Raw genomic sequence first — 18,002 nt, 5'->3', positions numbered from 1 at the left:
GCAACATGACTCTGCTCGAATCCGTTACCCACGTGTGTACGCGCCTGGCGCCCGGCGGCTGGCATTCGCTGATGCTCGCCCACGGCCTGGACTTGCTGGCTGAACCGCTGGCGGCGGAACTGCACAAGCCCCTGAAAATCGACCGGTCAATACCCGGATTTACCGATTTCGCAACGATCGGCAGCCGGGCGATCGAGGCTGGCGCACCGGCGCACAGCCTGCTGTATCACGCGCTGGCCTCACCAAACGTGCTCAGCGATGAAAACGGCCAGACACTACAGCTGTTCCCCACTGCCGCCGAGATCGAGACCGTGCTCGACTATGTCTACAGCGTCAGTCCGCCCACGCTCGACAGCCTGCGCGACAAAGCCCGGGGCGCGCCGTTAGCGGTGGTCGCGTTTGCCAGTGAATATCGCTGCGCCGCCGACACCGTGCATGGCCGGCATGCCGACCTGTGCTTCTCGCGTACCGGTATCGCCCGCGTCGGCACCGCCCCCCCGTGCTATGACGCAAAGCTGCGCAGTTTCCTGCCCTTCGTCGACGATGACCCGCACGGCATCCGGGTGATGCCAGTGCGCTACAGCGCCTACATTGCCGTGCAACTCAAGGGCGATGCCGAGCGCTTCGGGCCGATGGATTTTCAGGTGGACCTCGACCCCGGACTGGATTTCTGGGTGCCCGTGCACAAGCTGTTCAATGGTTCGCAGTGCCTGGAGGGTCTGAACCTGACGGTGACGCTGGGCAACCACCAGATCAACGAAAAACTGCGGCATGTCCATTTGCGCCACAGCGGTACCGGTTGGCAGGAACCGCAGATCAGCCAGCCACCCTTCGTCGTCACGGAAAATCTTGCGCATTGGGCCTCGACTGCAGATCTCGGCCCCGGTCTGCTGGTGCCTGAAGCCAGAGCCCGGCTGGTGGCGCCCGTCGAATATCAGGGGCAGCCCTTGTCCTTTGTGCTGCCGGCCAATACCGGCGGCATGGTGCACGGACGTCACCGGGTCGAAGCGGATGGCAGCATCGAAGACCTGAACGAGCATGAAGGTGTCGAGGCGTTGGTACGTCAGGGCGGTTATCGCGCCTTGCATTATCAGGACGGCACTGCCGATGGCTGGGTGTTGCCACGCTGCCCGATGCTGGAAAACCATTTGCCGGCCGTCGCCGCATATTCGCTGATCGGCCCTCCGGACTTCTATCCGTTATGCAGTCAACGCAAGCTGTTGCACTGGGTCAGCGACGAACCAGCGTTACCAAGTACCGGTCTCTGGCACGCCCGACTTGAAGCGCTCTCCAACGTACGCTACTGCGCCAACCTCGATCTGCAGGATCAACTGTTCTCCCCGACTGACCGAGGGGTGAGCGCCATCGTTGCCCTCGCCGATCAAACCGACACGGTGCAATCCATTGCCCCGCTACCACCGTCATCGCGGCCGACCTCGCTGCCCGACGGCGCCGCCGGGGTGTTCGGACCTGGCTGGGAGGTCGGCTGGGTTCGCCAGCGCACGGCAGACGACGAGTGGATCAACGTCCTCGCCGGCTATCAGATGGCCAGCCCGTTTCCCGAGGATGCGAAGATCTGCGCAGCGCTAGGTTCTTTCTGGCCTGGCGTGGCACCGGATTCGGCACGGGTCTTTGAGCCGCGCTCGACGCTGCACAGCATCATTCCCCTGACCGATGAGGAAATCGGCATGGGCGGGGTGGCCTGGGATAATCAGCGCGGCCCGCAACTGATCACTCAAGACGATCGGCTGATCGTCCAGTACCACGCGTACGCCCATGCCGATTACACACAGGTGGCCCTCGATGGCCAGTTTTCCCTGAGCACGACCGGCCACACTGCGCAAACCATCTATCAGCAGCGCGTGCGTTCGATGTATCGCGTGTACCGTGCGCTCGGCGCCGCCAGCGATAAATCCCTGCGCAATGCCTGGCCGCTGTTGTCGTTCGTTGACGTGCAGCGGCCGAACGCGGAACTGGACAGCGCGCAGGCGCAAGCCGGGCAGCTCCTCGACGGCTGGGTGCAGCGCTTTTTGCTGTACAAGCGCGGTGCCGTGCAGATCCCTGCAAGTGATTTCAGGTTGCGCCACGTCGAAGTCGAAGAGCTGGTGATCTTGCTGCTCAGCGCCGATGCAATCCTGATCAAACGCGACACCCTGCCATGGCGGGTCGCCCATGAAACATTTTGATGTTGTGGTCGTCGGCGCCGGCCCTGCGGGCTGCGCAACGGCAATCAGTTGCGCCCGTCACGGGCTGCGCGTGGCCTTGATCGAACGGCAGGCGTTCCCCCGGTTTCGCCCCGGCGAAAGCCTGCATCCGGGCATCGAACCGCTGCTCCGACAACTGGGGGTCGCCGAGCAGCTATGTGGCCGCGGGGCCCGGCGCTTTGACGGCCACTGGGTGCACTGGAACGGTGTGCCACGCTTCAATGCCTTTGGCGCCGATGATCGCGGCGCCTGGCAGGGTTTTCATCTGGAGCGGGCGCAACTGGACGCGACGTTACTGGCGCAAGCGGCCACGTTAGGGGTGGAGATCAGTCAGCCCTGCCGGGCACGGCGAGTGCTGACTCAGGCCAATCGGGTGATCGGCGTGGAGACCGACAGCGCACGCCTTTACGCGACCTGCCTGATCGATGCCAGTGGCGCTTGCGACTGGCTCGCTCGCCAACTCGGTCTGCCGGTTCGCCACTGTTCACCGCCGCTGGTGGCGCGTTACGGCTACTTGCAAGGTCACAGCGCAACCTATGCAACAACCGCGCACTTGCTGGCCGATCCTGACGGATGGACCTGGATCGCCCAGGTCGAGCCGCAGTTGCTGCACTGGACGCACCTGACGTTCGAGAACAACAGGCGCTCGACGAGGCTTCCCGAGGCCCTGCAAGCATTGCCAGCCGTAGGGCGGATACGCGGCGCCGATGTAACCTGGCGCATCACCCCGGCCGTCACCGGTGCTGGTTATTTTCTGGTGGGCGATGCCGCCAGCCGGCTCGACCCGGCGTCCTCCCACGGCGTGCTCAAAGCGTTCATGAGCGGTATGCAAGCCGCGCAAGCCGTAGCGGATGGTCTGCGCCAACCGGCCTTGCAAACAGCGGCGCAGGCGCAATATCGCCAATGGCTGAACGCTGGATTCGCACGCGATGTGGCGCACCTGCGCGACTTCTATCGTCTGCATCCCTGCCCGCCGTCGTGGCTGCCTGCCGCATGACTTACAGGACGCTGGCGAGCACGCCCTCCTGGTGAAACTGCCGCAACAACGCCGATCCGCTGTCCATGAACGTTTCGGTGTCGGCCACCCCTGCTTCTATTGCCAGATCTTGCAATTGCTGGCGGCCATCAAGGTCAGGAAACGCTTCAATGCGCTGTAACAGGCGCCAGGCCAGCGGGCTCAGCTCGGAAAACTGCACATTCCAGTCTGCCGTGCGCCGCACCAGCAACAGGGTCGGATGCGCCGGCGGCGTGGCGGGCTGATGGTTCGGATCAAGTGCATGCACCGGCCACACATACGCCAATGGCCAGGCCAGTGCCGAGATCTGCAGCGGACGCTCCAGCAACAGCGCCGGATCGCTTGGCGGCAGCGCCTGAGCATCGGACTGCTGCAAGATCATCTCGACCCACTCGTAATGCGCCAGCTCCAGCAGAAACGCCGGCCACTCGCCCTCGCGCAACACCTGCGGTGGCGACGCGAGATAGTCGAGAAACGTTTCGGCAATCTCGCCAAACTTTGGGGTCTGCGCCCGCCACTCGCGCAAAAAGCCTCGTACCAGCAGGCTCCAGCGTTGTTCCCCGATGATCCGGATCAACACCGGAAACGTGCCGCTCAACAATTGCGAAACGTTGTTGAACACCAGATCGCGATAAACGTTGACCCGCGCCACGTTCATGTCGGCCGGTGGCGATTGATGTTCAGGATCGCGCAAATACCGGGTCAGCGCCTGTTGTTGCAGTATCAGGTTATCCACGAGGGCGACCTCCGGCTTGCAAATGGCGAATGGTCTGCAACTCGGCGACCAGTTCGGAAAATGCCGGGAAATTGAAGTCCCGCTCAAGCAACGTCGGCTGCGCGCCAAACCGCCTATAAGCCTCCGCCAGCAGAGACCACACGACCGGTTTGACTGAGGCACCATGGGTGTCGATTTTCAGCGTCTCGGACTCATCGAAATGCCCCGCCACATGCATCCCGACCACCCGGTCCGGCTCGATACCGGCGAGGAAGGTTTGCGGATCGAAGCCGTGGTTGATCGCGTTGACATAGACATTGTTGACGTCCAGCAGCAGGTCGCAATCGGCCTCGCGCAACACGGCATTGGTGAAGCTCAGCTCGTCCATGTCCTGACGCGGGGCGGCATAGTAGGAGACGTTTTCCACGGCCAGGCGCCGGCCGAGAATGTCCTGAGCCTGACGGATCCGCGCGGCAACGTGCTGCACCGCTTCTCCGGTGAACGGCAACGGCAGCAAGTCATACAGATGCCCGTCATCGCTGCAGTAACTCAGGTGCTCGCTGTACAGCGGCACGTTGTAATGGTCGAGAAACACCCGGACCTCCTGCAAGAATCCGACATCCAGCGGCGCCGGCCCGCCCAGCGACAGCGACAAGCCGTGACAGGACAACGGATAGCGCTCGGCCAGTTCACGTAACGCCGCACCGTGCGCGCCGCCGACTCCGATCCAGTTTTCCGGGGCGACTTCGAGAAAGTCGAAGGCGCCGCTACGGGCAGCCTGCAGGTCTTTCAGCAGACCACGGCGCAGGCCGAGGCCAACACTGGGTGGCATTGATGAGGGCGGCGTATGCATGGGATGTACCTCAGCAGTGGGTTTGCCACATTTGAGCCGCCGGATGTATTGCGGTTGTGTGCAGATGACCGGGCATTTGCAGCCCTGTGTGTCCCACCATCACGGCGATACACAGTGATACAGATTCTCTGCCGATCAATATTGTGGGAGCGAACCTGCTCGCGAAAGCGTCAGCACTGCCAATACCAGAATTGCCTGAAATGCCGCCTTCGCGAGCAGGCTCGCTCCCACAGGTTTTCGTTGCTCACAAATCCAGCGACACGCCCGGACCGGGGCTAGACTCCTTTATTACCCAGTCGAGGGGGACGCAGGACGTCAGCCGTGCCCTGCCCAACTCCGTGACCACCGCCCGGTGGCGCACGCCTCGACCCTCGACGCCGCCGGACCGTGATCCTGTTTCAGGAGCACACATGATGGATGAGGCGAAGCTCAACCAATTCATGGGCAAACTGGTCAACGACATGGGCGGCGCGGCGATGCTGGCCAATGTCATCGTCGGCGAAGAGCTCGGGCTGTACCGGGCAATGGCCGACAGTCAGCCGATCAGTGCCGATGCCCTCGCTGCCAAAACCACCTGCAACCCGCGTCTGGTGCGCGAATGGCTCAGCGCTCATGCGGCGTCCGGCTACATGGAGCACCACGACGGTCAGTTCCGTTTACCTGAAGAACAGGCACTGGCCCTGGCCGTTGAAGATTCCCCGGTGTATGTCGCTGGTGGCCTCGGGGTGGTGGCATCGTTTTTCCACGACAAGGACAAACTGGTCAAAGCCATGCGCGGCAACGGTGCCCTGCCCTGGGGCGATCACCACCCGTGCATGTTCACCGGAACCGAGCGGTTCTTCCGGCCCGGCTACAAGGGCCACCTGATCGCCGAATGGCTGCCGGCGCTGGACGGCGTGGTAGCCAAGCTTGAGCAAGGCGCGAAAGTCGCCGATATCGGCTGCGGTCATGGCGCCTCGACCGTGATCATGGCACAGGCGTTTCCCAACTCGCGTTTCGTCGGCTATGACTATCACGCGCCCTCGATCACCGTCGCCACCCAGCGCGCCGAGGAAGGTGGCGTCAGCAGCCGGGCGAAGTTCTTTCAGGGTTCGGCGAAAAGCTACCCCGGCGACGACTACGACCTGATCTGCTATTTCGACTGCCTGCACGATATGGGCGATCCGGTCGGTGCCGCCCGTCACGCCTATGACTCGCTGAAAGACGATGGCACGGTGTTGCTGGTCGAGCCGTTCGCCAACGACACGCTGGACGACAACATCAACCCGGTCGGGCGGCTGTTCTATGCGGCCTCGACGTTTATCTGCACACCGAACTCGCTATCGCAGGAAGTCGGCCTGGGCCTGGGCGCACAAGCAGGGGAAATGCGTTTGCGCAAGGTGTTTACCGAGGCCGGTTTCAAGCAGTTCCGCCGGGCCACGCAAACGCCGTTCAACCTGATTCTGGAGGCACGCAAGTAACCCGCGCGGGTCGCGTGCTAACCTGCTGGCACTGTCCATTTCGGAGCGCTGACCATGCTCGACAGCCCGACCCGCGAACACCTCGACACCTTGCAAGAGGTGATGGCCGATGGCGACTTCCTCGTCCTGACCGGAGCCGGCATCAGCACGCCGTCGGGCATTCCGGATTACCGCGACAGCGACGGTGTGCGCCGTGGCCGGCAGCCGATGATGTACCAGGAGTTCCTCGCCGCCCCCGAGTCGCGCCGCCGCTACTGGGCGCGGGCCATGCTGGGTTGGCCGAGGGTGCGTCAGGCGCAGCCGAATGCAGCGCACCAAGCGTTGGCCAGTTTGCAGCGCCATGGGCTGATCCACGGTTTGATCACCCAGAACGTCGATACCCTGCACGATCAAGCCGGCAGTCACGATGTGATCGAACTGCACGGCAGCCTGCATCGCGTCCTCTGCCTGGACTGCGGCCAGCGCAGTGAGCGCGATTCGATTCAACAATTAATGGAAATGCACAACCCGTATCTGGCCGGGGTCGATGCAGTCCAGGCGCCGGATGGCGACACCCTGCTCGACCCGGCCTTCGAAGCGCGCTTTCAGGTGCCGCGCTGCCCGCATTGCGCTGGCGAGCGGATGAAACCGGACGTGGTGTTTTTCGGCGAGAACGTCGCGCAGCCCACGGCGGCAAGGGCGATGGCGGCGGCAGAGAATGCAGCGGGGATGTTGGTGGTGGGGTCTTCGTTGATGGCATATTCCGCGTTTCGCCTGTGCCGGGTGATAGCCGATCGTGGCAAGCCGTTGATTGCGATCAATCTGGGCAAGACCCGCGCGGATGATTTGCTGGATTTGAAGATTGAAGCGTCGTGTGAACAGCTTTTGCCGTTGTTGGTTGAAGTGCTGGATCGGTGAGTTGCTGCACTTTGTGCTCGACTCAGGACCCAAGCCCCTCACCCTAGCCCTCTCCCAAGGGAGAGGGAACTGACCGAGTTGTCAGGCCGGGATACGGCGACCTGAAAATGCTGAGTCGAGCCCACAAGCTGAATATCCCACGATCAGCTCCCTTTCCCCCTCGCCCTAGCCCTCTGCCAGCGGAGAGGGAACTGACCGAGTTGTCAGGACTTAATACTGCGACCTGAAAATTTCGAGCCGAACCCATTTTTTGAAATGCCCCCGATCAGCTCCCTTCCCCCTCGCCCCCTCTGGGGGAGAGGGTTGGGGTGAGGGGGTAGATCTCACAGTCGCCCGAGATCTTCAGCCTTGAGAATATCGAACAACGCCTGGGCCGCCGCCGACAGTTCATTGCCCGGCTCAGTCAGCACGCCGATGGCCCGCTGCACCGAGTCATCCAGGGTCAGGCAGTGGGCGCCGAGCTCCTGCATCTGCTCGGCGCACAACGCCGGCACGGCACTGACGCCCAGACCGCTGGCGACCATCCGCCCGACCGTGGCCAGTTGATGGCTTTCAAATTCCACCGGCAACTTCATGCCTCGCGCCTGCAGGTGCTCTTCGAGCATCACTCGCACCGTCGAAGGCCGCTGCAAGGTGATGAACGGCTCCTGCAACAACGTCTGCCAATCGATCTCGTCGCGCTGCGCCAGCGGCGAATCCTTCGATACCACCGCGACGAAGCGATCCACGTACAACGGCGTAAACGTCATCGAAGTGTTTTGCATCGGCTCGAACGCCACGCCCAGTTCCACCTGACGGTCACGGACCATTTCCAGCACTTGCTCATTGATCACGTCATTGACCGTGACGTTGACGTTCGGGTAGCGCGCACGAAACGTCTTGAGGATCGGCGGCAGCAGGTTGCCGGCAAACGACGGCATCGCCGCCAGCGTCACCCGCCCGCGCTGCAAGCTGAAGCGTTGGCGCATTTCGTCTTCGGCGTTATCCCAGTCGGCGATCAGCCGCCGCGCCAGCGGCAGCAAGGATTCACCTTCCGCAGTCAGCGCGACATTGCGTGTGTTACGGCTGAACAGGCGCCCGCCCAGGCCCTCTTCCAGCGCTTTGATGGTCAGGCTCAACGCCGATTGCGACAGGTGCAGACGCTCGCACGCCACGGCGAAGCTCAGGCTCTGTGCCACGGCGAGGAAGGCGCGGATCTGTTTGATGGTCATACTCAAGCCTCAGGATCGTCGGTGCATCGTGGGAACGATCAAGCGTTAAGCGGCAAGCCATAACGCAATTATTGAGTTTTATCTATCAATCAACCTTAAAAATCAACTTAACAAATATATCCTCCAGCGAGACACTCCAACCATTCGGCTAGCCAGCCGCCCGCAAATAATAAAAGAGGTGCATATGGCAGGTTTCGACAAGCGCGTGAGTTCCTACGAGGAAGCCCTGGCCGGGCTTGAGGACGGCATGACCGTTATCGCCGGCGGCTTCGGTCTGTGCGGCATTCCGGAAAACCTGATCGCCGAGATCAAACGCAAAGGCACCCGCGACCTCACCGTCGTTTCCAACAACTGCGGCGTCGACGGTTTTGGCCTCGGCGTGCTGCTTACCGATCGTCAGATCAGCAAAGTCATCGCCTCCTACGTCGGCGAAAACAAGCTGTTCGAAGAACAACTGCTCAAAGGCGACATCGAAGTCATCCTGACCCCGCAAGGCACCCTCGCCGAGAAGATGCGCGCAGGCGGCGCCGGCATTCCGGCCTTCTTCACCGCCACCGGCGTCGGCACCCCGGTCGCCGAAGGCAAGGAAGTACGCGAATTCAAAGGTCGTAAGTACCTGATGGAAGAATCCATCACCGGCGACTTCGCCATTGTCAAAGGCTGGAAAGCCGACCATTTCGGCAACGTCATCTACCGTCACACCGCGCAGAACTTCAACCCGCTGGCGGCTACCGCCGGCAAGATCACCGTGGTTGAAGTCGAAGAAATCGTCGAACCCGGCGAACTCGACCCCTCGCAGATCCACACCCCGGGCATCTACGTCGATCGGGTCATTTGCGGCACGTTCGAAAAACGCATCGAACAGCGCACCATCCGCAAATAATTCAGGCTGACGGAGAATAAAACCATGGCACTTACCCGCGAACAAATGGCTCAGCGCGTCGCCCGCGAAATGCAGGACGGCTTTTATGTGAACCTCGGCATCGGCATTCCGACCCTGGTCGCCAACTACATTCCCGAAGGCATGGAAGTCATGCTGCAATCGGAAAACGGCCTGCTCGGCATGGGTCCGTTCCCGACCGAAGACACTATCGATGCCGACATGATCAACGCCGGCAAACAAACGGTGACTGCCCGTATCGGCGCGTCGATCTTCAACTCCGCCGAATCGTTCGCGATGATCCGTGGCGGTCATGTCGACCTGACCGTGCTCGGCGCGTTCGAAGTGGACGTCGAAGGCAACATCGCCTCGTGGATGATCCCCGGCAAACTGGTCAAGGGCATGGGCGGTGCGATGGATCTGGTGGCCGGCGCCGACAATATCATCGTGATCATGACCCACGCCTCCAAGGATGGTGAGTCGAAACTGCTATCCAAGTGCAGCCTGCCGCTGACCGGCGCCGGGTGCATCAAGCGTGTGCTGACCGACCTCGCCTACCTGGAAATCGAAAATGGCGCTTTTGTCCTCAAGGAACGCGCACCTGGCGTCAGCGTCGAGGAAATCGTCGCCAAAACCGCTGGTAAACTGATCGTCCCGGATCACGTACCGGAAATGCAGTTCGCTGCCCAGTGAGGAATTCGAAAATGCAAGACGTCGTAATTGTTGCCGCCACGCGCACCGCGATCGGCAGTTTCCAGGGCTCCCTGGCCAGCGTGTCCGCGGTTGATCTGGGCGCGGCGGTGATCCGCCAGTTGCTCGAACAAACCGGTCTGGAAGGTGCGCAGGTCGATGAAGTGATCATGGGCCAGGTGCTGACCGCTGGCGCCGGCCAGAACCCGGCGCGTCAGGCAGCGATCAAGGCCGGCTTGCCCCATGCCGTGCCAGCAATGACCCTGAACAAGGTTTGCGGTTCGGGCCTCAAAGCCCTGCATCTGGGTGCGCAAGCGATCCGTTGCGGCGACGCTGACGTAATCATCGCCGGCGGCCAGGAAAACATGAGCCTGTCCAACTACGTCATGCCGGGCGCACGCACCGGTCTGCTTATGGGCCACGCGCAAATCGTCGACACCATGATCAGCGATGGCCTGTGGGATGCGTTCAACGACTACCACATGGGCATCACTGCCGAGAACCTCGTCGACAAATACGAGATCAGCCGCGAACAGCAGGACGCCTTCGCCGCAGCCTCGCAGCAGAAAGCCGCCGCCGCGATTGAGGCCGGTCGCTTTGTCGATGAGATCACCCCGATCCTGATCCCGCAACGCAAAGGCGATCCGGTTGCCTTCAAGGTTGATGAACAGCCGCGTGGCGACACCACTGCCGAATCCCTGGCGAAACTGCGCCCGGCATTTAAAAAGGACGGCAGCGTCACGGCCGGCAACGCTTCGTCGCTGAATGACGGCGCCGCTGCGGTCATCTTGATGAGCGCCGAAAAAGCCAAAGCCCTCGGTCTGCCGGTTCTGGCGAAAATCGCTGCCTACGCCAACGCAGGTGTTGATCCTGCAATCATGGGCATCGGCCCGGTTTCGGCGACTCGCCGCTGCCTCGACAAGGCTGGCTGGAACATCGGTCAACTCGACCTGATCGAGGCCAACGAAGCCTTCGCTGCGCAATCGCTGGCGGTGGCCAAGGACCTGCAATGGGATCTGGACAAGGTCAACGTCAACGGCGGCGCCATCGCGTTGGGCCATCCGATCGGTGCATCGGGTTGCCGCGTGCTGGTGACCCTGCTGCATGAAATGATCAAGCGTGATGCGAAAAAGGGTCTGGCGACCCTGTGCATCGGCGGCGGCCAAGGCGTGGCGCTGGCGCTGGAACGCGTATAACCAGAGTTCAACAGTGAATGGCGGATCCACGACATCCGCCGCTTGCTGGCAACAAAAAACCCGGTGCGACTTGCGTTGCACCGGGTGTTTTTTTGCCTGTTCGAAATGTGCGTTGAATGTTCCGGCGCCTTCGCGAGCAAGCTCGCTCCCACAGGGAATGCATTTCAAAATGTGGGAGCGAACTTGCTCGCGAAGGGGCCCGCCCGGCCAGTGAAAATCTAAGGCTTGCGCAACAAATACGTATCCATGATCCACCCATGCTCGGCCCGCGCCGCCTTGCGCACCCGCTCGATCTCATCCGCAACATCCGACAGCCTGCCACTGATCAGAATCTCATCCGGCGTGCCCAGGTAAGCCCCCCAGTAAATCTCGGTCTGCTGATCGGCGACTTGGTGATAAGAGTCTTCAGCATCGAGCATCACCACCAGACTGTCCGCATCACTCACCTGCCCTGCCGCCAAACGCCGCCCGGTGGTGATTTCGATGGAACGACCGATGGTGTTCAACGGCACCTTGTGCTGCGCCGCCAACGCCTGAACGCTAGTGATCCCGGGGATCACCTCAAACTCGAAGGCGCACGCGCCCGAGGCCAGAATCGCCTGAAGGATGCGCACGGTGCTGTCGTACAACGCCGGGTCGCCCCACACCAGGAAACCGCCGCACTGACCGTCAGACAATTGGTCATTGATCAGGCGTTCGAAGGTCTGCTGCTTGGCGCGGTTCAGCTCATCAACACTGGCGGCGTAGTCGACATCGCCGCGTTCGCGCTCCGGACTGTGGGCCTCGACGAAGCGATAGTCAGGGTTGTCGATGTAGCGCTCACAAATCTCGCGGCGCAGGTCGATCAGCTTGTCCTTGCTCTGGCCTTTATCCATCAGAAAGAACACGTCGACCCGATTCAACGCCTTCACCGCCTGCATCGTGATGTAGTCGGGATTGCCGGCACCGATGCCGATCACCAGCAGTTGTTTCATCACAAAGCTCCTTTAAGACACAGGCGCCAGCGCCCGGTGAAGCGCAGTTCGAGCAGCGACAACGGTTCGACATCGATGTCATGCAACGCCGAACCGCGCAGCACGTGGATCAGCGCGGCGCGGATGACAAACGGATGCGTCACCGCCACGACATGTCCCGACGTGCCTTGCAGGTTAGCTAGCCAAGTCGCCACGCGCTGGCACAACTGCGCCACTGACTCACCGTCATGCGGAGTGGCGTGGGGATCTTCCAGCCAGGCCTGCAGCGCGGCGTCTTCCGAGGCTTGTAGGGCTTTGATCGACTGGCCATGCCAGCGTCCCCAGTCACAATCGCGCAGCGCCTCATCAATCTGCGCGTCGGTGCCAAACCAAGCCGCTGTCTGGCGCGTGCGCAACTCCGGCGCGCAAATCAAGCGTCGCGCGGCGTCGAAACGCTCGGCCAATTCGCACGATGCCAGCTGGCTATTTTCAACAGGTTCATTCGTAGGAAAACACGCCAATTTCTGTGCGACGGTTCGCGCATGGCAAATCAATGTCAAACGAGTGGTCTGCACAGGGATCGCTCCGGTGGGCCTTCATGAAAAACAGCGGCGCAAAGCCGTTCTATCGGCAATTGTGCCGTAAACCGAGGGCTGCAGGGTTGTTGCATCGCCCCGGCAAGTGCGGACAAAAGCAAAAATACGGCAATCTCTGACACTATCGTGGGCGATGGACTACAAGCCCCGTCGAAGTCCGTGTGGCCCTTGTTATACAGGCGTCTCGCCCCATTTCGGGGCCTTTTCAACACGCTGAAAAATTCACTAGACATGTAACGTCAGTTACATAAATACTGTTTTGACGGATTATGAAGCGAATTCAACACCCCCTCATCCAGCAGGAGCCCGGATGCCCCCTCTTAGAGACCTGATCACCGATCCCGGCCTGGATCTTACGCCGTCGGAGCGCAAAGTCGTTCGCGCCTTGCTTGATCAGTATCCCCGCAACGGTCTGGGGCCGATGGCGCGTCTGGCCGAACATGCCGGCGTCAGCGATCCGACCATTGTGCGGCTGGTGAAAAAACTCGGTTTCGGTGGTTACGCCGAATTCCAGGATGCCCTGCTCAGTGACATGGATCACCGCCTGCGCTCGCCGCGCACGCTGTTGCAACCGCGCGCCCATCAACACAGGGACGACGCCTGGAGCCACTATCTGGGCGACAGCCATCGCCTGCTGGTCGAAACCCAATCGCTGACCCAACCCGAAGACGTGCGCATTCTCACCGACTGGCTGCTCGATGCCCGGCATCAGGTGTATTGCTTCGGCGGGCGCTTCAGCAGCCTGATGGCCACCTACCTGCTCAATCACCTGCGCTTGCTGCGCCCCGGTTGCTTTGCCCTGGAAGACAACGCGCAACTGCCTGATCGCTTGTTTGATCTGCAACGCCAGGATGTGGTGTTGCTGTTCGACTATCGCCGCTACCAGACCCAGGCCTTGCGAGTCGCCAGCGCGGCAAAAAACAACAACGCGCGCGTGGTGTTGTTCACCGACATCTATGCCTCGCCACTGCGCGAACTGGCCGACCTGATCATCAGCGCGCCGGTGGAATCGGCTTCGCCGTTCGACACCATGGTGCCAGCGCTGGCTCAGGTCGAAGCACTGATCGCCTGCCTGACCTTGCGCACCGAAAACCTCGCCGATCGCCTGGAAGGCATCGATGCCCTGCGCAATGACTTCAACACCCACCTGCTGGAGGATAAATAAGGATGTTCAGCCTTCCCCACCGCTCGCCGCGAGACTTGCCGTTTGTCACCGATCACACCGCACTGTTGCTGGTGGACATGCAGCGTGCCTGGCTCGAACCGCAGTTCGACGCGCACCTCAACGGGCCTGACGCCGAGTATTTCCTGACCCGTGCACACATGCAGGTGGTGCCCAACCAACGTCGTTTGCTCAGTGCCTTTCGCGAGGCGCGGCAGAACGTGCTGCACACCATTATCGAAAGCCTTACGGCTGATGGCCGTGACCGCTCGCTCGACCACAAACTCTCGGACATGCACCTGCCCAAAGGCAGCGTGCAGGCGCGGATCATTGAAGACCTGAGCCCGGTGGAAAACGAAATCGTCCTGCCAAAGACCTCGTCCGGAGTGTTCAACTCGACCAACATCGATTACGTGCTGCGCAACCTGCAAACCCGTCACTTGATCATCGCTGGCATCGTCACCGATCAGTGCGTCGACATGGCCGTGCGCGACGCCGCCGATCGTGGCTATCTGGTCACCCTGGTGGAAGATGCCTGCGCCACCTACAGCGCCGAACGCCATCACGCCTGCCTGAATGCGATCAAGGGTTACTGCTGGATCACCGACACCGACACCGTGCTCGCCCGCCTGCAGGAGATGCAGCCATGAGCACGCGCCTGACGCCGCTGCCGATGACCACGTTGGTCACCACCGACCTGATCGGCATCACCCGCGGCCGCTCGTTTCCCACTGATGAGCTGGAGCACTATCAAGCCGCCGGCTGCGGCTGGGTGCCGGCCAACAGCGCGTTGACGCCGCAGGACATCATTGCTTCAACCAATCCGTGGGGCGCTTATGGCGATTTGCGGCTGATTCCCGATCTGAGCAGCCGCGTCACCGTCGGCAACGGCCCGGACGCCGACGCGCCGGCGCTGGATTTCATCCACGGCGATATCCGTGAAACCGATGGCCGCCCGTGGGGCGCCTGCCCGCGTACGCTGTTGCGCGATGAAATCGAGCGATATCGCGATGCGCTGGGCTTGCAGGTCAACGCCGCGTTCGAACACGAATTCAACCTGCACGCCGGTTTCGCCGAGCATCTGGCATTTTCCCTCGAAGCCCAGCGTCAGGGCGCCGAGTTCGGCGGCTGGCTGCTCAGCGCCCTGCGCGCCGGCGGTGTCGAGCCGGAAATGTTCCTACCCGAATACGGCAAGCACCAATACGAAATCACCTGCCGCCCGACGCTCGGCGTGGCGGCGGCCGATCGTGCCGTCAACGTGCGCGAGATCACCCGCGAGATCGCCCGGCAAATGGGCCTCGACCTGAGCTTCGCGCCGAAAACTGCGGCGGATGCGGTGTGCAACGGCGTGCATCTACACGTCAGCCTGCTCGATCTGGCCGGCCAGCCAATGCTCTATGACCCCGGTACCAGCAACGGTCTGTCGAGTCTTGGCCAGCATTGGGCGGCGGGGATCCTGCATTACTTGCCAGCACTCTGCGCGTTCACCGCGCCGACGCCGGTGTCGTACGAGCGCTTGCAACCGCATCACTGGAGCGCGTCCTACGCCTGTCTGGGCCAACAGAACCGCGAAGCTGCACTGCGCATCTGCCCGACCGTGAGCCTCGGCGGCAAATCCGTGGCCCAGCAGTTCAACCTTGAGTTCCGCGCCATGGACGCCACCGCCTCGCCGCATCTGGCCATGGCCGCGCTGCTGATCGCCGGACGTCTGGGCATCGAACAGCGTCTGGCGCTGAACGCCATCACCAACGAAATTCCCGATTCACTCAACGACGAGCAACGCAAGGCCCGGGGCATCGTCGCCCTGCCCGCCTCGCTGGCCCAGGCGCTGGATTGCCTGCGCAACAGTGGCGCCTTCACCGAATGGCTGCCCAAGCCGCTGCTCGACACTTACTACGCCCTGAAAACCGAGGAACTGGCGCTGACGGAACAGCTCTCGCCCGCTGACTTGTGTGAGCACTATGCACGCCTGTACTGAATCCGCCGAGCTGGGGTTGTACACCCGACCGGCCTACAACCTGAGCCGCGCCGACTCGACGCACCCGTTGATTCTGGTATGCGAGCACGCCAGCCGCTACATCCCCGAGGCCCTGAACAACCTGGGCCTGGACGAGGCCGCCGCCGCTGAACACATCGCCTGGGACATTGGAGCGCTGCAACTCGCCGAACAGTTATCGGAAAGGCTCGGCGCAACCCTGTTGAGCGCCAATTATTCACGCCTGCTGATCGATCTGAACCGGCCACGCCACGCCCCGGACAGTATTCCGGCGCAGAGCGAAATCTATCAGGTGCCGGGTAACCGCGAGCTGGACGAAGCCACCCGCGAATACCGCCGCCAGACCTTGTTCAAACCGTTTCACACGCGCTTGCAAACGTTGATCGACGAACGTGTTGCCCAAGGTCAAGCGGTGCGTGTAGTGGGGATTCACAGTTTCACCCCGGTGTTTTACGGCCAGCCGCGACCGCTGGAGGCCGGCGTGCTGTTCGGTCAGGCCAAGGCCTACGCGCAACGCCTGCTCGACGGCCTCGGCGAACTCCCGCTGAAAGTGGCCGGTAATCAGCCGTACAAGATCGATCCGCTGGGCGACATGACCGTGCCGGTGCACGGCGATGCCCGTGGCCTCGACTCGGTGCTGATCGAGGTGCGCAACGATTTGCTGCGCAGCCCCGAAGCCGTATCGCGCTGGGCCGGATACCTCGCGCCTTTGCTGTAATGAATGAAAGACTGCTGACGCTGTAAACGATGGATCGATAACAACTAAAACGACCGACTGGCTGACAAGGAGTTGCGCTTCATGGAAATTGAAGAATTCGGCTACAAGCAAGAGTTGAAACGTAGCCTGACGCTGACCGACCTGGTGGTATACGGGATGATCTTCATGATCCCCATCGCCCCGTTCGGTGTGTATGGCTACGTCAACGCCGAGGCACCGGGGATGGTGCCGCTGGCGTACATCATCGGCATGGTGGCGATGCTGTTCACCGCGCTGAGTTACGGCAGCATGGCCAAGGCTTTTCCGATTGCCGGTTCGGTCTATTCCTACGCGCAGCGTGGCCTCAATCAGCATGTAGGCTTTATCGCCGGTTGGCTGATGCTGCTCGATTACCTGCTGATCCCGCCGCTGCTCTATGTCTACGCGGCGATGGCCCTCAACCATTTGTACCCGGACATTCCGAAAGTCGGCTTTATTCTGGCGTTTCTGGTCAGCGCGACCTTCGTCAACCTGCGCGGCATCACCTTCACCGCACGGATGAACATCATCTTCCTGCTCGCGCAACTGGTGGTGCTGGGGATCTTCCTGTTCTACGCCTGGAATGCCCTGCACAACGTTGGCGGTAACGGCGAGCTGACCCTGGCGCCGCTGTATCACGCGGAAACCTTTAACTTCGCCCTGCTGATGCAAGCGGTGTCGATTGCGGTGCTGTCGTTCCTTGGCTTCGATGCGATCTCGACACTCGCTGAAGAAATCAAGGGCGATCCGGGCAAGAGCGTCGGTAAAGCGGCGCTGATCACGCTGGTAGTCATGGGGGTGATTTTCGTTGCACAAACCTGGATCGCCACCGACCTGGCGGCAGGCATGGGCTTCAAATCCGCTGACACTGCGTTCTATGAAATCGCCGAAATCGCTGCCGGCAGCTGGCTGGCGACCCTGACCGCTGTAGCGACGGCGCTGGCCTGGGGCGTGGCTGTAGCGATCACCTCGCAAGCCGCTGTCTCGCGCCTGCTGTTCGGCATGGCCCGCGACGGCAAGTTGCCGAAAGTGCTGGCCAAGGTGCACCCGAAACACAACACGCCGTACCTGAGCATTTATCTGGTGGCGGTGCTGTCGCTGGTGATCTGCTACCTGTTCATCAACTCGGTCGACACCCTGACCTCGCTGGTCAACTTCGGCGCGCTCAGTGGCTTCATGCTGCTGCACCTGACAGTGATCAACTACTACTGGCGTCGGCAGAAGTCCGGCCAGGTGGTGCGTCACCTGATCTGCCCGGTCATCGGCTTCATCATCGTCGCGGCCATCATGTACAACATGGGCGTCGATGCGCAGAAGCTCGGCCTGATCTGGATTGCCCTGGGCCTGGTGTATCTGTTCTTCCTGAATAAACTCGGCGCCAGTACTGCGCTGCCTGACCCGAGCAACGGCTGACAAGAAAAAGAGCGGCGTCTGACAA

The 18,002-nt window shown here is 61.6% G+C and carries 17 protein-coding genes; 12 read left to right on the top strand and 5 right to left on the bottom strand.

All coding sequences use genetic code 11. From position 1 onward, the window contains the following. The first annotated feature begins 5 nt into the window (after positions 1-5). The gene (locus CLU80_RS24685; RefSeq protein WP_099758641.1) at positions 6-2,186 is read left to right on the top strand and encodes a hypothetical protein; all 2,181 of its coding nucleotides are present in this window, start codon (positions 6-8) and stop codon (positions 2,184-2,186) included. Further along, entirely contained in the window at positions 2,173-3,201 is a 1,029-nt protein-coding gene (locus tag CLU80_RS24680; protein ID WP_099758640.1) for an NAD(P)/FAD-dependent oxidoreductase, read from the top strand. Before CLU80_RS24685 ends, CLU80_RS24680 begins: the two co-directional genes overlap by 14 nt. A gap of 1 nt (position 3,202) precedes the next feature. Here CLU80_RS24680 and CLU80_RS24675 read toward each other — a convergent pair whose 3' ends face one another. Beyond that, complete coding sequence (locus tag CLU80_RS24675; RefSeq protein WP_099758639.1) at positions 3,203-3,955, bottom strand: HvfC family RiPP maturation protein; 753 nt, start codon at positions 3,953-3,955, stop codon at positions 3,203-3,205. Then, on the bottom strand, positions 3,948-4,787 hold the full coding sequence (locus CLU80_RS24670) for an HvfB family MNIO-type RiPP peptide maturase (RefSeq protein WP_099758638.1): 840 nt from the start codon (positions 4,785-4,787) through the stop codon (positions 3,948-3,950). The genes CLU80_RS24675 and CLU80_RS24670 overlap by 8 nt, the downstream gene beginning before the upstream one ends. 413 nt (positions 4,788-5,200) lie before the next feature. Between CLU80_RS24670 and CLU80_RS24665 the strand changes: the two genes are divergently transcribed. Both CLU80_RS24665 and CLU80_RS24660 read left to right on the top strand, forming a co-directional pair. Continuing rightward, entirely contained in the window at positions 5,201-6,247 is a 1,047-nt protein-coding gene (locus CLU80_RS24665) for a class I SAM-dependent methyltransferase (RefSeq protein ID WP_093439469.1), read from the top strand. A 54-nt stretch (positions 6,248-6,301) separates the two neighbouring features. Beyond that, positions 6,302-7,144, top strand: a complete 843-nt coding sequence (locus CLU80_RS24660) for an NAD-dependent protein deacetylase (protein ID WP_093438997.1) — start codon at positions 6,302-6,304, stop codon at positions 7,142-7,144. 323 nt (positions 7,145-7,467) lie between these two features. On the opposite strand, the gene CLU80_RS24655 is transcribed toward CLU80_RS24660, so the two are convergent. Continuing rightward, the gene (locus CLU80_RS24655; RefSeq protein ID WP_099758637.1) at positions 7,468-8,355 is read right to left on the bottom strand and encodes a LysR family transcriptional regulator; all 888 of its coding nucleotides are present in this window, start codon (positions 8,353-8,355) and stop codon (positions 7,468-7,470) included. Positions 8,356-8,539: 184 nt separating this feature from the next. On the opposite strand from CLU80_RS24655, the gene CLU80_RS24650 reads away from it, so the two are divergent. Genes CLU80_RS24650 through CLU80_RS24640 form a run of 3 tightly spaced genes read left to right on the top strand, consistent with a single transcriptional unit; the run spans position 8,540 to position 11,121 of the window. Then, a complete protein-coding gene (locus CLU80_RS24650; protein WP_016983257.1) occupies positions 8,540-9,238 on the top strand; it encodes a CoA transferase subunit A in 699 nt (232 codons plus the stop codon). 24 nt (positions 9,239-9,262) lie between these two features. Continuing rightward, positions 9,263-9,928, top strand: coding sequence for a CoA transferase subunit B (locus tag CLU80_RS24645; protein ID WP_093439005.1), 666 nt, complete (start codon positions 9,263-9,265; stop codon positions 9,926-9,928). 11 nt (positions 9,929-9,939) lie between these two features. Beyond that, entirely contained in the window at positions 9,940-11,121 is a 1,182-nt protein-coding gene (locus tag CLU80_RS24640; protein WP_099758636.1) for an acetyl-CoA C-acetyltransferase, read from the top strand. 218 nt (positions 11,122-11,339) lie between these two features. Here the strand turns inward: CLU80_RS24640 and cobF are convergent, their stop codons facing one another. Then, positions 11,340-12,095: a precorrin-6A synthase (deacetylating) gene (gene cobF, locus CLU80_RS24635; protein ID WP_099758635.1), complete on the bottom strand. Its 756-nt coding sequence runs from the start codon at positions 12,093-12,095 to the stop codon at positions 11,340-11,342. After that, entirely contained in the window at positions 12,095-12,649 is a 555-nt protein-coding gene (locus tag CLU80_RS24630) for a histidine phosphatase family protein (RefSeq protein WP_099758634.1), read from the bottom strand. Before CLU80_RS24630 ends, cobF begins: the two co-directional genes overlap by 1 nt. Before the next feature lie 331 nt (positions 12,650-12,980). Between CLU80_RS24630 and CLU80_RS24625 the strand changes: the two genes are divergently transcribed. The 5 genes from CLU80_RS24625 to CLU80_RS24605 all read left to right on the top strand — a co-directional run bounded on the left by CLU80_RS24625 (position 12,981) and on the right by CLU80_RS24605 (position 17,977). Further along, the gene (locus CLU80_RS24625; RefSeq protein ID WP_093439023.1) at positions 12,981-13,835 is read left to right on the top strand and encodes a MurR/RpiR family transcriptional regulator; all 855 of its coding nucleotides are present in this window, start codon (positions 12,981-12,983) and stop codon (positions 13,833-13,835) included. Between the two features lie 2 nt (positions 13,836-13,837). Beyond that, the gene (locus tag CLU80_RS24620) at positions 13,838-14,482 is read left to right on the top strand and encodes a cysteine hydrolase family protein (RefSeq protein ID WP_095047512.1); all 645 of its coding nucleotides are present in this window, start codon (positions 13,838-13,840) and stop codon (positions 14,480-14,482) included. Continuing rightward, positions 14,479-15,810, top strand: a complete 1,332-nt coding sequence (locus CLU80_RS24615) for a type I glutamate--ammonia ligase (protein WP_099758633.1) — start codon at positions 14,479-14,481, stop codon at positions 15,808-15,810. The genes CLU80_RS24620 and CLU80_RS24615 overlap by 4 nt, the downstream gene beginning before the upstream one ends. Further along, positions 15,794-16,546: an N-formylglutamate amidohydrolase gene (locus CLU80_RS24610; protein ID WP_099758632.1), complete on the top strand. Its 753-nt coding sequence runs from the start codon at positions 15,794-15,796 to the stop codon at positions 16,544-16,546. Before CLU80_RS24615 ends, CLU80_RS24610 begins: the two co-directional genes overlap by 17 nt. Before the next feature lie 81 nt (positions 16,547-16,627). Beyond that, complete coding sequence (locus CLU80_RS24605; RefSeq protein ID WP_099758631.1) at positions 16,628-17,977, top strand: APC family permease; 1,350 nt, start codon at positions 16,628-16,630, stop codon at positions 17,975-17,977. Positions 17,978-18,002 lie beyond the last annotated feature (25 nt).

The sequence above is a fragment of the Pseudomonas sp. 29 genome (genome assembly GCF_002754355.1).
Taxonomy (GTDB): domain Bacteria; phylum Pseudomonadota; class Gammaproteobacteria; order Pseudomonadales; family Pseudomonadaceae; genus Aquipseudomonas; species Aquipseudomonas neuropathica.
Note: the sequence above shows the minus strand (reverse complement) of the source record. Positions and strands in the feature narration are given on the sequence as shown.

Excerpts from the sequence above, each read along its gene's own strand:
- CLU80_RS24685 (WP_099758641.1), top strand. The coding sequence starts at position 6 with ATGACTCTGCTCGAATCCGTTACCCACGTGTGTACGCGCCTGGCGCCC.
- CLU80_RS24680 (WP_099758640.1), top strand. The coding sequence starts at position 2,173 with ATGAAACATTTTGATGTTGTGGTCGTCGGCGCCGGCCCTGCGGGCTGC.
- CLU80_RS24670 (WP_099758638.1), bottom strand. The coding sequence starts at position 4,787 with ATGCATACGCCGCCCTCATCAATGCCACCCAGTGTTGGCCTCGGCCTG.
- CLU80_RS24665 (WP_093439469.1), top strand. The coding sequence starts at position 5,201 with ATGGATGAGGCGAAGCTCAACCAATTCATGGGCAAACTGGTCAACGAC.
- CLU80_RS24660 (WP_093438997.1), top strand. The coding sequence starts at position 6,302 with ATGCTCGACAGCCCGACCCGCGAACACCTCGACACCTTGCAAGAGGTG.
- CLU80_RS24655 (WP_099758637.1), bottom strand. The coding sequence starts at position 8,355 with ATGACCATCAAACAGATCCGCGCCTTCCTCGCCGTGGCACAGAGCCTG.
- CLU80_RS24650 (WP_016983257.1), top strand. The coding sequence starts at position 8,540 with ATGGCAGGTTTCGACAAGCGCGTGAGTTCCTACGAGGAAGCCCTGGCC.
- CLU80_RS24645 (WP_093439005.1), top strand. The coding sequence starts at position 9,263 with ATGGCACTTACCCGCGAACAAATGGCTCAGCGCGTCGCCCGCGAAATG.
- CLU80_RS24640 (WP_099758636.1), top strand. The coding sequence starts at position 9,940 with ATGCAAGACGTCGTAATTGTTGCCGCCACGCGCACCGCGATCGGCAGT.
- cobF (WP_099758635.1), bottom strand. The coding sequence starts at position 12,095 with ATGAAACAACTGCTGGTGATCGGCATCGGTGCCGGCAATCCCGACTAC.
- CLU80_RS24625 (WP_093439023.1), top strand. The coding sequence starts at position 12,981 with ATGCCCCCTCTTAGAGACCTGATCACCGATCCCGGCCTGGATCTTACG.
- CLU80_RS24620 (WP_095047512.1), top strand. The coding sequence starts at position 13,838 with ATGTTCAGCCTTCCCCACCGCTCGCCGCGAGACTTGCCGTTTGTCACC.
- CLU80_RS24615 (WP_099758633.1), top strand. The coding sequence starts at position 14,479 with ATGAGCACGCGCCTGACGCCGCTGCCGATGACCACGTTGGTCACCACC.
- CLU80_RS24610 (WP_099758632.1), top strand. The coding sequence starts at position 15,794 with ATGCACGCCTGTACTGAATCCGCCGAGCTGGGGTTGTACACCCGACCG.
- CLU80_RS24605 (WP_099758631.1), top strand. The coding sequence starts at position 16,628 with ATGGAAATTGAAGAATTCGGCTACAAGCAAGAGTTGAAACGTAGCCTG.